The organism is Spirosoma sp. KCTC 42546 (genome assembly GCF_006965485.1).
In the GTDB taxonomy this organism is placed as follows: domain Bacteria; phylum Bacteroidota; class Bacteroidia; order Cytophagales; family Spirosomataceae; genus Spirosoma.
Window position 1 is genome coordinate 5,345,920 of sequence record NZ_CP041360.1, and the last position, 14,639, is coordinate 5,360,558.

The window sequence follows — 14,639 nt, forward strand, 5'->3', positions numbered from 1 at the left end:
GGATACTAGTTACTCAACGGGGTCAATAAGCCTCGCTAGCCTGTCAACCTACTCGGATGTGTATGCTACGAATTAGGGTTACTAGTGACTAAAACGGTTCTCGTTCATCGTTATCCCTCTTTTGGGTATACTACCGTTCAGTTAAACCTCTAATTCGAGCTGTTTTTTAGAAACGGTTGTTCCAACCTGATCAGTTGGCGACAGTGAGTCGCTACTTACTACTTGGGGTGGCTACCTCCACCCTAGCTCAAATGGCTCTCTGGCTCGATCGAATCGGCAAAATTCATCAATAACCAAGGGGTTCCCACGTTGATCATGAGGCCTTGTGCGCAACGTCATCTGAACCTTTTCTGTGCGAAAATATATGGCTACAAGATCAAACCGTTAGCTGGGTAACCAAGTATATGTGACTATAGGTCGTGGCGTTTATAGGGCAAACGTTGCAGGATTTACGGTGGTTATCACCCTATTTTTACTGGACAATATCAGGTAAAAATATGAGTATTTTTACTTAGCACAATCCGTATAACTCCTGTTTACTGGCGTTATTGGTCTTTGTAGGTTTGTATTGATGTTCAATATAGTCTATTCCGTACCAGTAAAACCAGTAAATCATGAACAAGAAAACAAAACCTGTCGTAGCCGATATGCAATCGGTTTCAGGTGTACCGGCCCTCGTTAACGAGTCATGCATGCTCGTCCCTCCCTCGCCTGAAGCACAGGAAAAAATCAAGAAAGAACTGGATAAACTTCAAAAGCTAGACAGTCCGTTTGCGGCAAATATTGCGTTCAGACAAACGAAAGCGGTTGGTCTCGATGATGGGCTGATCTTTCCGGGCACGCTCTTTCCATTAGGTACAACTGCATCCATAGCCAGCAATGCCGCAGCAGACCGTGCTCCGTTACGGGGAGCGGTCCGTGTGGCTGTTGTGTTAGTCAACTTTTCGGATCGCGCAATTACGCAGCCAGTCAGTCATTATACCAATTTGTTCTTCTCGTTGGGTGTTGTGCCTACGGGTAGCCTACGTGAGTATTACCGCGAGGTGTCGAACAATGCCGTCGACATTCAGGGCCAGGTAATTGGCCCGGTTACGCTTTCACACCCAATGTCTTACTACGCACACGGTGCATCGGGCAGAGGGAACGTCTTGCCCAATGCCCGTACAATGGCGCAGGAGGCAGCTCAATTGGCAAATCCCCTCATTAATTTTGGCAGTTACGATAATGATGGCAACGGTTTCGTCGACGCGTTCATTGTCATTCACGCTGGGCGTGGAGCTGAAGAAACAACGGCACTTACGGATATATGGTCGCATAAATGGGTATTACCCAGTGTTTATGCTGCCGATGGCAAAAGTATCTACGCCTACCTGACCGTTCCGGAAGACTGTAAATTAGGGGTATGTGCCCACGAACTGGGGCATCTGCTGTTCGGCTTTCCAGACCTGTATGATACAGATGAAATAAACGCCAGCGAAGGTATTGGGAACTGGTGCCTCATGGCAGGTGGTAGCTGGAATGGAGGTGGTAACCGACCTGCCCATCCATCAGCCTGGTGCAAGGTTCAGCAGGGCTGGGTGACGGTGTTGAATCAGACCTCCAATGGCCTGGTCAGCATTCCCGACGTAAAGTCCAGCTTTCGGGTGAATCGGCTCTGGAAAACCGGGGGAGCAGGCAGTGAGTATTTTCTGGTTGAAAACCGCCAGAAAACCGGTTTTGATGATCATCTTCCCCAGGGTGGTTTGCTGATCTGGCATATCGATGATGCGGTTGCCGATAATACCAATGAAGCCCATTACAAAGTGGCGCTGATGCAGGCCGATGGTCTTCGTGATCTTGAGAAGATTAATGGATTTAACCGGGGCGACGCGGGTGATCCTTATCCTGGCTCGTCGAACAATCGCTCATTTACTAACTCCAGTACGCCGAACTCAAATTCGTATGCAGGCTCGAGTACCTGCGTTGCCATTACATCAATCAGCGATTCGGCGGCCACCATGTCGGCGCAGTTTCAGGTTCGTTGTAAAGTGCTTATAAAAGAAGTAAAGGATAAAGACGTAGTCAAGGATAAGGAGCTGGCCAAAGAACGAAAGGAGCTGATAAAAGAAAAGGAATTCGCCAAAGAGCAAAAAGATCTGATACTTGAGAAACCGCAATTCGATAAGCCAGTCAAGGAAAACTTTGAGAAGCCCGGCGATGGCAAATTGACCGAAGGGAAATTGGCAGAACAGGGAGGAGGCTTTGGTTTAGGAACTGGCACGCCCGACGTACTGGGGCGTGTATCGGCTCTCGAGAATCGAATGAATGCGCTGGAACCCTTTATCAGCCAGTCGTTACGTCCCGACTTGATCAATGGAGCTTACCGACAGGAAACCGACCAGGCAGCCGTTGACCCTGAGCTGGATGCAGACAGTAAACGGACGTTGGATTCGAAAGTGCCTGACACGCTCTAATTGAGTTCGCTAGGCGTAGCCGCACGTGTCGGCTACGCCTAGCGAACTCATTAACCTATGCAGACACTCGTCATTCTTGCTCAGAGCCAGGACACAATCGCTTTGGCTTTAGCTAACTATATCCGGCAGCAGAGCCAGTTACGGGTTGAGTTTGTCACCGATCTGGACCTGATTACGGCACCCGACTGGCAGATTTCGCTCTCGACGGCAACTTCTGAGTGGCGCATTGTCCTGGCCGATGGGCGGGTATTGTCATCTGATACGGTCGATACGGTGTATTCGCGCCTATCGTACCTGCAATCAGCCGCTTTTCGCCATCAGGCAGACACGGACTATGCTCAGGCAGAATGGCACGCTATGATAGCCGGGTGGCTTCGCCATCTGGGATCGGCACTGGTTGGCGCGCTACTCCCAACCTCACTAGCGGCCACTTCCGCCAATCCCTTACTACGACTCTACCAATTGGCGCAGGCCGGCCTACCCGTAACCAACTTATCGGTATCAACAATGGATCGGTCACTTTCTCAACAGGGCCAGCTTGATAATCGGACGGGGAAATGGCAACAGGAGCCCCTTTCTATACAGTCCGACTCGGTGCTGGCAACGGGGAAAAGTCTGACGGGTTCATTGGCAGGTAGGTTCAAGCCCGCTATTCATCAGTTACAGGCCGATCTTGGTTCCGACTTGCTTCAGGTCTACTTTATCCGTACAGTTCAGGGCGACTGGAAGGCAACCGATTACCAGACACAGGTTGCACTACGAACCCCGGATGAGTTATCGGCGCTGGCCCAGTACCTGATCTACTACGCCACGTCTACTACCCTTATTGACCATGTACTATGATTCTCATTGCGGGTATTGTCTCCGAAGATCCTACGGCGCAGGTTATTGAAAGCGCAGAAGCCTTAGGCATTGATTTTGCCGTGTTCAACCAGCGGGATGCGGGTCATTATGAATTGCACACTAGTCTAACGAACAATTGTCTCAAGGCTGATTTATGCATTGCCGGACAGTGGATCGACCTGATGGCACTCGATGGGATTTATGTACGCATGATGCCACCGGAAACCTTCCCCGATACGTATGTTAACGGTACACGTCATTCGCTCACGCCCGATATGAAGCAGCGACGTTTTTTTATCAATACCGTGTTCAGCCAGCTTACGGACTTTCTGCCGGTGCGGGTCATGAATCGACCCGAAGCGATGGGCTCGAATTTTTCAAAACCCTATCAGCTCGCAACAATTCGAGAGATAGGCTTGGGAGTTCCAGCTACTCTGATAACCAATCAGCCAGCCGCCGTTAACGCGTTTGAAGAAGAACAGGGTTCCCTAATTTTTAAGTCGATCAGTTCGACCCGGTCAATTGTAAAAGTACTCGACGCAAGCTATCGGACCCGCCTGAACCATCTGTCGGCATTACCAACACAGTTTCAGGCCTGCCTGCAAGGGCACAATATTCGGGTGCATGTTGTGGGTGATCAGCTTTTTTCAGCTCATATCAGCAGCACAAACGTTGACTATCGGTATGCTCATTCAGCCGGAGGGCAAACAACGATGTATCCGGTTGAGTTACCTGAACGTGTGCAAAAACAGTGCTTTGCACTATCGAAACAACTAAATTTACCACTGTGTGGAATTGATCTTTTCCAGACCGATTCAGGTGAATACTATTGTTTTGAAGTCAATCCGTCGCCCGGTTATACTTATTTTCAACATGAGGCCGGGTTACCTATTTCAGATGCTATTGTGCGTTACCTTTCTACGGGTACTGCCCGGTAAAGTCTATGCAAATCATCGAAAACTGGACACGCGTCCGGGGTATTATCAAGACCTTTTCTGCCGAAAGTGATACGGATAATTTCGGCGAAATGGCCCTGTCCATTCAACAAACGAGTAGCCTTGAAGGGATTGCGGATCTCATTTCGCCTAAAGCACTTACCAAAGCTCGGATCTATGTACCAACAGCCGATCTGGCAGACACTACGATTACACCTGGGCAGGCGGTTGAGCTTATTCTGCACATAACAGCCAGTGGCCGATTGTATGCCCAGCCAGGAAGCCTCCACGTACTGAATGAATGATGTGTTTGCTCCTACCCTATTGCCTTTTAATACTACGCCCTTGTAACGGGTAGGAATGCGGCCTTCACTGGCTTTGGCCAATAGATACTATACTTCTGGTTCTCTTTGCATGCTTTCACGTCGAAATTTTCTTGTCGCAGCCGGGTCACTGGCAGCCGGACTCCCCTTTAGCTCTGCCCAGGCCCTGGGTAATTACCCGATTGGTATTCAGCTCTACACCGTTCGGGAGTGGATGAATCAGGACCCCGTTGGAACGCTCAAACAATTAGCTGCCATTGGCTATACCTTACTCGAATCCTACCAGGGCGACAAAGGCATATATTTTGGTCTGAAACCCGCTGAGTTTACCAAAATAGCCCATGATCTGGGAATGACGCTTTTTGCCAGTCACTTTAACCTGGGTAAAACGGCCGAAACCTCGATCACACAAGCCGCCGAAGTAGGACTCAAGTACATGATCGTTCCGTATAACAAACTGACTGATCTGGAAACAACCAAGCGGGCGGTGGATGAATATACCCGGTTAGGTGAGTTATGCAAAAAACACGGCGTTCAGTTCGGCTATCATAATCATGGGTACGACTTTGAAACCTTCGATGGCGTTGTACCCTATGAGTTGTTTCTGAAACAGATTGATCCCAAGCTGATGATCATGGAGATGGAGCTCTACTGGTTTGCCCGTATGAATATTGACCCTCTGACGTACATTCAGAACTATCCGGGTCGTTTTCCCATCTGGCATGTCAAGGATATGGACAAGCAGGACCGTACGGCCAATACAGAGGTTGGAAAAGGAAGTATTGATTATAAACGACTCTTTAAACACGCTAAACAAGCGGGCTTACAGTACTCCATCGTGGAACAGGATGGCCATTTCCACCCCTCAGTATGGCCTAGTTTAACCACTAGTTTTGGCGCAACAAAAGTCCTGGGTCGATAAACCGTATGTTACATGTTACAGGTAGGGTTGACAGTCATTTATCCCCTTTTCTACGTAAAAATCGTTTAGGTAATCGTCCCATTGAATTCTATAGTTGCCCTCAATAGGTGGTTGGATTGTTCCATAAGCGCTGATTCAGAATCAGATCTTGACTACCCAAAATAGTTATGTCCTGATATAGGCGGTGTTTGGGATGCAATAGCACATTGTGAGAGATATCCATAACCGCTGACGGTACGCCTATTCCCAGGTCAAGTGGACTTTGCAGCCACTCCGCAAAAATTGACTGCGTTAAGGGTAAAGCCGTTGGATAAGCCCACTCATCGGGCAACAATTCAGGATATATCCATCGGACCTCACCGTCTGGAATTTGTAACGTGAAGATGCGCAAGGCAGGAAGCTGGTCATAGGGTATTTTAGGGAAATGAACTAACGTTTCCAGCAACGCTAAAGCTGGTGAAGTAGCTGTATAGAGAATACCTATACCCGATGGATTCCAACGTCCACCGGCCATCTCGGCCCCAATCACCGATAACGGATCATGCCAATAAGGCTCTTTTAAAATGCGATAGACTTTCACACCAATTCCTTGTTGCTACCGGACTTAGCTAAATACCCCGGACTCGATGCGGGTAAAGACATTATCAACCAGTTTACACCCAGTCACCGTATCCAGTAACGATAAAGGAGTCGGATAAGGCGGCATAGATTCTCTGGCAACTACGCCAGGATTGGCCAATCGCTCCCGACGGGCCTGCGCGGCCGCCGACAGGTCGGTGGGCGCTTGCTTCGTACCCATCTCGGCCATGGGGCGGGGGACATAGTCTGTTACAGGGGGAGCAAAACCTACCTCAGGCGTTGCCAACTCAGCTAAGGGTGTACGAAGCCAGTTGTAAAATCCCTCCCGGTGCCCATCAAAGATAGCCAGTCCGTGCTGAAATAATTTCTCCAGCAATAATAGCCGTTCAGAAAGTGGAACGGATAATTCCCCTTGATGATGATTATATAAATTTCGTTCGGTGATCCCCAAAACAAGCGCCATCTGCTTTTTGGTTAAACCTCCTAATAGGGCTACTTCGTCGACCCGGCTACGGGGTAACTTCTGACGAGCCTGTAGAATTAGATCAGTGGTTGAAAAGCCCCAGCCAAGACCAGACTGCTTTATGGATGGCGTCACCATAGTTCTATGAAGTTTTGCATGAATATAACTGAATTATTTCAAAATAAATTTCAGGAGACCTTAGTCCGCAAGAACTTCATTAGAAATCCAGGTAGTAATTTCTGGCGCGTATACTACGAAATAGAGTTGACAGGTATAAACTGAATTCAGGGCGTAAATACCCGCTCTCCTGCTCAGAAATCGTCCACTTAAACGTCCCAATAAAATCAGGACAAAACAGGGTCAATCTAACTCGTTTGTCCTAACACATTGGTTCCTCTAGCTGTACATCTGATTAATCAATCCAAAAACAGGACGATCATAAAATTAGGGGGGCACCTACCAGCTGCAAGACAAAAACCGGTCGGGTAGGAATAATGATATTCGGACTTTAAATACGATAAAGCCGGAGACCGTGAGCTTGCTGAGCAACGAAAAACCAGCCGAGATTCTTCTTGTCGAGGCATAAACGATCCGATTGAACGCAGATGAAAATCAAGCGATAACACTAAAAATCACCGCTAGCAACGGGACGGTAACTGGCTTACATCAAATCATACTTATAACGAAGTAACAAATGATTCTTTTCAAGAAGAACAAGACTAAGATGTCTTTTTATAAATGTGTCAAAATAACACTAATGGTACTTGGGGGTGCACTGAGTGCTCTGGGGCAATCCAATTTTGCCAGCAAAACAATTGGCGTAGGGGTTGTTGTCGCCGACCTCGAACGCTCGCTTGACTTTTACGTGAATGGCATCGGTATGGTCAAAACTGGCAGCTTTACCATCAATGAAGAGTTTGGCAAACGTTCCGGCCTGACCAATGGTGTAGCCACGAACGTAACCATCCTGAAGCTCGAAAACAGCCCGGAAGCCACCGACTGGAAATTGATGAGTTTGGGAAGTAAACCAGCGCATCCGAAGCCCAAACATATTCAAGATGACACGGGCATGCAGTATATCACCATTCAGGTGAAAGCTCTGCAACCCATCATCGACCGGCTTACGCAACTGAAGGTGCCGTTTCTGGGTAGCACCCCCACACCCCTGAATGCCAAAGCGCACTTTGTTTTTGTGCAGGATCCCGACGGTACGTTCATCGAGTTAATTGGTCCGCTTCAATAATTTTGAAAACTTGATTCTAACGGCGACGCTCTTTGCCGAAGGCAGCCCCCGCTTATTCTTGTTCTCGCTCTTTATGTTCAGAGGAAAAACAAGCACTTTCAATTTGGTCTGCTAGCGAGTGTGCTGCTGTTCAGGTGCGTTGCATGGATGGGGTAGCTAACTCAGTTGGAATACCAATCGGATACTGTTCTAAACATCCTATCTCAACTATCTCTCAATAGGATACGAATCTGTTTCTACCATGAGCTGCGGTCTCGCTCTGGCGTACCGGTCGCTACGGTATGTTATCAGAAAAAGAGCCGTATAGCGAAGCCGTGACTACTCCTGTGGCTAGGCGCAATCGATAGCTTGAGGGTAGTACGAAATTATCTAAAAACTGCAATAGCAATTGGTGCTATTCTCCGCGGTTTTTCTAAACAATAACCTTAAACAAGTGTTACCCTATAGACCGAATAACGGTTTTTCGTATACGTTTCCTTAGCCTGGTTGCCCAGTTGGGATCATTTCCTCCGGACGGACCGCTCCTGCCGGACGTAGAGATCTTACCTGCTCAACCATGATATCTTTTACCCATTCAGAGTCAGCTCTGCTAGGCCGACTCGCTTCCTTTCTGGTCGCCCAATGCCAAGCGCTGCTGACAAACTGGCGAACCGCTTGGGTTTACTATACTATCCAGCAAAAAGTAGCAAGTTTATTCCCGCGGTTAACGAAAAAGCGAACACGTTGATAGTTTATAGCAACCTCGCCAAGTAGCTTCTTTTCCCATGGCTCGACGAACAAACGCCAACGACCAGGACGATAAAACAACATCCGGATTTGTCCGCGTGCGGGGGGCTCGTGAGCACAACCTCAAAAATATCGACGTCTCCATACCACGCAATCAGCTGGTGGTTTTCAGCGGTGTTTCTGGCTCGGGCAAGTCGTCCCTGGCTTTCGGCACCCTCTATGCCGAAGCACAGCGACGCTATCTTGAATCGGTTTCCCCCTATGCCAGACGGCTCATCGATCAGGTCGGCGTGCCGGATGTCGATGCCATTGACGGCCTGCCACCCGCCGTTGCCCTCCAGCAGCAACGCGGCACGCCCAATGCCCGCTCAACGGTAGGTAGTCTGACGACACTCTCGAGCCTGGTGCGTATGCTCTACTCGCGCGTGGGTACGTACCCCCCCCGGCAGACGATGCTCTATGCTGAGGATTTTTCCTTCAACACCCCCCAGGGGGCTTGTCCCCGTTGTCATGGCATGGGCCGCGTGCATACCATGACCGAAGCGTCGATGGTTCCCGATCCGTCGCTGACCATTCGCCAGCGGGCCATTGCTGCTTGGCCCACGGCCTGGGGCGGTCAGAACCTGCGCGATATTTTAGTCTCGCTGGGCTATGACATCGACATACCCTGGAAAGACCTGCCCAAAAAAGACCGACAGTGGATTCTCTTTACGGACGAGCAGCCGACGGTTCCCGTCTATGCGGGCCTCACCCCGGCCCAAACGCGTCAGGCTCAGCGACTGAAGATGGAACCGAGCTATCAGGGAACCTTCAGCAGCGCCAAACGAAATCTGGAGCACACGCTGGCCCATACCGACAGTGCCGCCATGCGCAAACGCGTGTTGCAGTTTATGATCAGTAGCCCCTGCCCGGTATGCCAGGGCAAGCGCTTAAAGCCCGAGGCCCTTTCGGTTACCTTCGCCGGTTACGACATCGCTGATCTTTCGCATCTCTCCTTGGACCAACTAGCAGACGTCATCAAGCCTGCCGCGAATGGTGAGTTTGCCGCCGACAGGAATTCGTCAACGTCGCTGGTGAGTCGCCAGGCGGCCAAAGCTGCGCTGGATACTCGTGTGCAGGCCGGTGGCTCAGCGCACAAGGGTGCCCCTGATGTGCGCCGTACCGATGATCTCTCGCCGGAAAAGCGCATCGCTGCCGAGCGCCTGTGCGGTGATCTGCTGGATCGCCTGACAACGCTCATTGAGTTGGGCCTGGGTTATCTGTCGCTTGACCGCAGTACGCCCACCTGCTCATCCGGTGAGTTACAGCGGCTGCGGCTGGCCACCCAACTTTCCTCCCAGCTTTTTGGGGTCATCTATGTGCTGGACGAGCCGACAGCCGGGCTGCACCCGGCCGATGGCCACGCGCTCTTCGACGCCCTGGACAGGCTCAAAGCGTCGGGTAACTCGCTCTTCGTGGTCGAACATGACGTTGAGTTGATGCGCCGTGCCGATTGGCTCGTTGATGTTGGCCCTGAAGCAGGCAGCGCGGGCGGGCGCATTCTCTACAGTGGAGAACCACAAGGCCTTAGGCAGGTCAGCGAGTCCCGCACCCGGCCCTACCTGTTTGAGGAAACAGCCCGGCTGGCGCCCCCCAACCGTCCCCCTCAAGGCTGGCTACGTCTGGAAGGAGTCCGACGAAATAATCTTCAGGGGGTGACCGTTTCGTTTCCGTTGGGTTGCTTTACTGCCGTGACCGGTGTCTCGGGCTCGGGCAAATCCAGCCTGGTGAGCCAGTCTCTGCTGGATCTGGTGGCAGCGCATCTGGGAATGAGACGGGAAGAGGCTGAGGAAGATACGCTGGAAAATACCCCCACCGAAAAAACCATTGGTCAACTGGGGGGCAATGTCAAGGCCATCCAGCGCCTGATTGAGGTGGATCAAAAACCAATCGGACGAACCCCACGCTCCAACCTGGCCACCTATACCGGGCTTTTTGATCAGGTCCGCAAACTCTTTGCCGCCACACCGGAGGCCCGTCGGAGACACTTCGATGCCGGCCGTTTTTCCTTCAACGTCGCCAAAGGGCGGTGCCCAACCTGTGAGGGCGAAGGCCAGGTCAGCATCGAGCTGCTGTTCATGCCGAGCGTGTATGCCCCCTGTCCGACCTGTCATGGCACACGCTATAACGAAAAGACGCTGGAAATTAACTGGAACGGCAAATCCATTGCGGATGTGCTGGGCATGACGGTTGAAGAAGCCTGCCTGTTTTTTGCTCAGGAAGCGTTGGTGTTGCGGTCCCTCGACACGCTACGGGATATTGGCCTGGGCTATCTCAAGCTTGGGCAAAGCGCGACCGAGCTTTCCGGCGGGGAGGCCCAGCGCATCAAGCTCTCCACCGAACTGCAACGCACGCAACGGGGCACCACCCTCTACGTGTTGGACGAGCCGACCACCGGCCTGCATCCGCGTGATGTCGACCGTCTTTTGGTTCAGCTGAACCGCCTGGTTGATGCGGGCAATACCGTTATCGTCGTCGAGCATGATATGCGTACGGTGGCCCAGTGTGATTGGGTTATCGACGTGGGACCCGGAGCGGGAAATCACGGCGGCACGATCGTTGCGGCAGGCACACCCGCTGAGATTGCCGTGTGTCAGGCAAGCCACACGGCTCCTTTCCTGGCGAACATCCTGAAGCCAGAGCTAAGTCCCCCCTAATCAACGCCACAAGTCTATTTGCCTATCACGTGACTTAAATGTATTACAAAACGTAGGACCAAAGTCGTACGCTTGTTAACGATCAAACGCATTACAAACCTTTAAACTCATATATCATGGAAAAACTGTCATTACTGGCTCGCGTTCAAGCAAAACCTGGCCAAGAAGCTACTGTCGAGAACTTTCTCAAAGAAGCCGTGGGCATGGCTCAACTGGAAGAGGGCACCATTCGTTGGTATGCCTTCAAGATCAATGAGAATACGTTTGGCATTTTCGACACATTTGCCACCGAAGACGACCGGCAAGCCCATCTGAACGGGGAGATTGCCAAGGCGTTGCTGGCCAATGCTGATGCGCTACTGAGTGCGCCCCCTGTGATTGAACACCTTGAATTACTTGCCGTTAAGTAACTTCTTATAGCAGGGTAGTGATTTTCGGGCTTTGCCAAGTAAAGTCTGAACGTTACTACCCTGTTACTAATAAAGCAACATTTGTTTTATTCTAAAAATACTCTCTTACCTGAGACGAATGAGCGTTCGTGCTTCAGCTTCATTAATGGGGCGTGTACTAGTATGCTTATGATAATTGTTGTCAACAATTATCATAAGCATACTGTCTGTATAAGATAGTAGATTACCTATGGAGTGGCTAGCCTTTCAATAAGGTGAATGTTACAGTTGTTCCCTCATGTTCAACGCTATCTATTCGTATTGTACCTCCGTGTAGTTCCACAAACTCGCGAACAATCACTAAACCTAAACCCGAACCATGAATATTCACCACATTCTTCGCGCGAAAGAACGTCTGGAATAAGTGAGCTTGTTCCTCGGCAGGAATACCAATCCCTTGATCAATAACCGATATGACTAGTTGCGCGCCAAAGCCGATCAGTAATTTCGGGTTACTTTGGGAGAACTTAAAGGCGTTTGACAGTAAATTAACCAGTACATGGCTGATTAACTTCTGATCTACAGAAACCCGTTCTGGTTCCCCTTCAATCAATACATCTACGACCCGATTATCCTTACGATCCGCAAAATGCGTTTCGATCACTCGGTTCGTTAAGGCAACCAGATCAACCGGTTCAGGATGAAAAGGAATTCGTCCGGCGTCAATCTTGCCAAACGTCAGGATGTCAGTTAATAACTCGCTAAAGTTGGCAATCTCCCGTTCGATGATTTCCAGATGTCGGCTAATGGCTGGGGGCGGACCTTGGATCGACTGCTCTAAGTACATACCGATCAGATCGACGCTCGATTGAATAGTTGCCAGTGGCGTCCGAAATTCGTGGGAAGCGGTTGCGACAAACTGGGATTTGAGCTTGTTTAACTCCTGTTCCCGGATCAGCGATTGCTGAAGAACCAGCTCCTTTTCTTTCATATCCGTAATATCACTGGCAATACCAATGCAACGCAGGGGAATACCCCCACTGTCTTTCATCACAAAACTGCGAACATTGAGCCAATGAATCAGGCCATCCCCTCCCTGAACTCGGTACTGAACGGGAATTTCCTCCCCCTGGCGATACTGTTCGAATGCCGCTTCTACCATCGGACGGTCTTCGGGGATAACCGCGTTCAGGAACGAGTAAGGATCGTCGTAGAGACTTTGGGATGTCATGCCAAAAACGCGTTCATAGGCCGGATTGATATATAACAACTGAAACGGAACGGCCGACTGAATCCAGAAAACTTCATCCACGTTTTCGGCAATTTCCCGAAACCGCTGTTCGCTTTCCCTCAGGGCATCTTCGGCCTTTTTTCGCTCAGTAATATCCCGGGCTGAAGAATAAATCAGTTTCTCATACCGTTTGGCGCGCCATTGAATCAGGCGATAACTACCGTCTTTGTGCTGATACCGGTTTACAAAACCGTCAATGACGGGCCTCTGGTAGGTTTGTAACGAGTCGTCGCGGTCGTCGGGATGAATAAATTCGAGAAAGTAATGCCCCTCCATTTCTTCCGCCAGATAGCCTAACGTCTCGGTCCAGGCCTGATTTACTTTTAAAAAATGCCCGTCCAAGCTGGTAATGCAATGGAGGTCGAGCGCCCGTTCAAAGAAGATCTTTAGCTCACGACTTGTTTTTTCAGCCTTTTCTTCAGCGGCTTTCAAGGCCGAAATATCCGTTGCCATCCCGACGTATCCTGTCACCTTTCCGCCCTCATCCTTTAAGGTGCTGGCCGTCATAAAAACCGGGATACGTTGGCCTCTTTTACCCAGGATTAAGCATTCGGTGTGAAAAAAACCATCCGTTTCCAACGCCGTTTTAAATAGTTCTGATGTGGGGAGGTCGGAAGAGGGCTGGTACGAAACGAGGGGTACCGGATTTTCCGGCGTGCCTGGTTCAATCTGAACGACGCAACCGATCAATTCTTCGGGTTTATAGCCTAACAACTGTTCGATCGCCCGGTTCGCCGTTCGAACGATCCCGTAGATATCCGTTGAAACGATCGACTGACCGGCATGTTCCAGAATTGCATTTTGCCAGGCCGAAAGTTGCCCGATCTTAAGCGTACGCTCCGCAATATGCTGCTCTAAGTTTTCGGTCTGGGCCTGTAGCTGCTGCTCCGTTCGTTTCAGTTGCGAGATATCCTGTACGCATAATAGGACTCGTTCCCTGATTGGAGTCATAGATAGATTACACCAAATCTGGCCGTGTTCAACGGTTACCTGCCATTGTACCTGGAGAGGTTGGCCGGTTTGTTGAACCGTTTTTAAACGGTCGAACAGGCCAGCCGTAACGGCCGTCGAAAACAGGGAATTGAGTGTACTGCCGGTCATCTGTTCGACGCTTCGTCCAGCAATAAGAGCGTTGGCGTCATTGGTAAAAACATACTTAAAATCAGTCAGTTCCCCGTTCGAATAAACTGGTTCGAAAAGGGTCAGCCCTGCCGGACAGCTACTTACGACGGCCTGTAATAGCGCATTAGTATCGTTCAGCAACTGATTGGCCTGGCTTAGCAAGGTCTGACTCCGACGCAGTTTCAGGAGCGATACAACCTGCTGGGCCAACGATTGAAGGGTTGTGGCCTGTTGATCGGAGAGGTGCCGTGGCTGATGATCTAGTACACATAAGGTGCCCAGTGCCTGTCCAGCTTCATCAATCAGCGGGACACCCGCGTAGAAGATAACAGGTGGGTCGCTTAACGTAAATGGGTTTTGGGCGAAGCGTTCATCCACACGGGCATCCATCACCTCCATAAGCTGGGTTGGCGTTTGAAGGGCGTGTGCACAGAATGAATATTGCCGGGGCGTCTCCTTGAGGGTAAGACCTTGGGCTGCTTTAAACCACTGACGCTCAGTATCCAAAAAGGTAATCAGTGAAATGGGTGTTTGACAGATATGGGCAGCTATTTGGGTTATAGCGTCATATTCCGCTTCCGGTAAGCTATCGAGAATAGTATAGCTCATGAGCGCCTGTAAGCGATGCTGCTCGGTTTCTGATAAAGTCATAAA

General features: G+C 50.3%; 11 protein-coding genes. 8 read left to right on the plus strand and 3 right to left on the minus strand.

Annotated features, from left to right (window positions below; all coding sequences use genetic code 11):
* The first annotated feature begins 614 nt into the window (after window positions 1-614).
* The 5 genes from EXU85_RS21945 (at window position 615) to EXU85_RS21965 (ending at window position 5,476) form a co-directional block, all read left to right on the plus strand.
* A complete protein-coding gene (locus EXU85_RS21945; RefSeq protein ID WP_246859190.1) occupies window positions 615-2,453 on the plus strand; it encodes a M6 family metalloprotease domain-containing protein in 1,839 nt (612 codons plus the stop codon).
* 57 nt (window positions 2,454-2,510) lie between these two features.
* On the plus strand, window positions 2,511-3,296 hold the full coding sequence (locus EXU85_RS21950) for a hypothetical protein (RefSeq protein ID WP_142774147.1): 786 nt from the start codon (window positions 2,511-2,513) through the stop codon (window positions 3,294-3,296).
* Window positions 3,293-4,234: a RimK family alpha-L-glutamate ligase gene (locus EXU85_RS21955; protein WP_142774148.1), complete on the plus strand. Its 942-nt coding sequence runs from the start codon at window positions 3,293-3,295 to the stop codon at window positions 4,232-4,234. The genes EXU85_RS21950 and EXU85_RS21955 overlap by 4 nt, the downstream gene beginning before the upstream one ends.
* A 5-nt stretch (window positions 4,235-4,239) precedes the next feature.
* Window positions 4,240-4,536 (plus strand): hypothetical protein, encoded by a 297-nt coding sequence (locus EXU85_RS21960; RefSeq protein WP_142774149.1) that lies wholly within the window; start codon window positions 4,240-4,242, stop codon window positions 4,534-4,536.
* Between the two features lie 109 nt (window positions 4,537-4,645).
* Entirely contained in the window at window positions 4,646-5,476 is an 831-nt protein-coding gene (locus EXU85_RS21965; RefSeq protein ID WP_168207845.1) for a sugar phosphate isomerase/epimerase, read from the plus strand.
* A 100-nt stretch (window positions 5,477-5,576) separates the two neighbouring features.
* On the opposite strand, the gene EXU85_RS21970 is transcribed toward EXU85_RS21965, so the two are convergent.
* Window positions 5,577-6,056 (minus strand): RES family NAD+ phosphorylase, encoded by a 480-nt coding sequence (locus EXU85_RS21970; RefSeq protein WP_142774151.1) that lies wholly within the window; start codon window positions 6,054-6,056, stop codon window positions 5,577-5,579.
* Between the two features lie 24 nt (window positions 6,057-6,080).
* Window positions 6,081-6,656, minus strand: a complete 576-nt coding sequence (locus EXU85_RS21975; RefSeq protein ID WP_142774152.1) for an antitoxin Xre-like helix-turn-helix domain-containing protein — start codon at window positions 6,654-6,656, stop codon at window positions 6,081-6,083.
* Between the two features lie 586 nt (window positions 6,657-7,242).
* On the opposite strand from EXU85_RS21975, the gene EXU85_RS21980 reads away from it, so the two are divergent.
* From EXU85_RS21980 to EXU85_RS21990, 3 genes are all read left to right on the plus strand, one after another.
* Window positions 7,243-7,761 carry a VOC family protein gene (locus tag EXU85_RS21980; protein ID WP_142774153.1) on the plus strand — a complete coding sequence of 173 codons (519 nt, stop codon included), beginning with the start codon at window positions 7,243-7,245 and terminating at the stop codon, window positions 7,759-7,761.
* 764 nt (window positions 7,762-8,525) lie between these two features.
* Window positions 8,526-11,183: an excinuclease ABC subunit UvrA gene (locus EXU85_RS21985; protein WP_142774154.1), complete on the plus strand. Its 2,658-nt coding sequence runs from the start codon at window positions 8,526-8,528 to the stop codon at window positions 11,181-11,183.
* A 116-nt stretch (window positions 11,184-11,299) separates the two neighbouring features.
* Entirely contained in the window at window positions 11,300-11,593 is a 294-nt protein-coding gene (locus EXU85_RS21990) for a putative quinol monooxygenase (RefSeq protein WP_142774155.1), read from the plus strand.
* Between the two features lie 238 nt (window positions 11,594-11,831).
* Here EXU85_RS21990 and EXU85_RS21995 read toward each other — a convergent pair whose 3' ends face one another.
* A complete protein-coding gene (locus EXU85_RS21995) occupies window positions 11,832-14,636 on the minus strand; it encodes a PAS domain S-box protein (RefSeq protein ID WP_142774156.1) in 2,805 nt (934 codons plus the stop codon).
* Between the last annotated feature and the right edge of the window lie 3 nt (window positions 14,637-14,639).

What these genes read in the sequence shown, in the direction of transcription:
- EXU85_RS21945 (WP_246859190.1), top strand. Translation starts at nt 615, where the DNA reads ATGAACAAGAAAACAAAACCTGTCGTAGCCGATATGCAATCGGTTTCA.
- EXU85_RS21950 (WP_142774147.1), top strand. Translation starts at nt 2,511, where the DNA reads ATGCAGACACTCGTCATTCTTGCTCAGAGCCAGGACACAATCGCTTTG.
- EXU85_RS21955 (WP_142774148.1), top strand. Translation starts at nt 3,293, where the DNA reads ATGATTCTCATTGCGGGTATTGTCTCCGAAGATCCTACGGCGCAGGTT.
- EXU85_RS21960 (WP_142774149.1), top strand. Translation starts at nt 4,240, where the DNA reads ATGCAAATCATCGAAAACTGGACACGCGTCCGGGGTATTATCAAGACC.
- EXU85_RS21965 (WP_168207845.1), top strand. Translation starts at nt 4,646, where the DNA reads ATGCTTTCACGTCGAAATTTTCTTGTCGCAGCCGGGTCACTGGCAGCC.
- EXU85_RS21975 (WP_142774152.1), bottom strand. Translation starts at nt 6,656, where the DNA reads ATGGTGACGCCATCCATAAAGCAGTCTGGTCTTGGCTGGGGCTTTTCA.
- EXU85_RS21980 (WP_142774153.1), top strand. Translation starts at nt 7,243, where the DNA reads ATGTCTTTTTATAAATGTGTCAAAATAACACTAATGGTACTTGGGGGT.
- EXU85_RS21985 (WP_142774154.1), top strand. Translation starts at nt 8,526, where the DNA reads ATGGCTCGACGAACAAACGCCAACGACCAGGACGATAAAACAACATCC.
- EXU85_RS21990 (WP_142774155.1), top strand. Translation starts at nt 11,300, where the DNA reads ATGGAAAAACTGTCATTACTGGCTCGCGTTCAAGCAAAACCTGGCCAA.
- EXU85_RS21995 (WP_142774156.1), bottom strand. Translation starts at nt 14,636, where the DNA reads ATGACTTTATCAGAAACCGAGCAGCATCGCTTACAGGCGCTCATGAGC.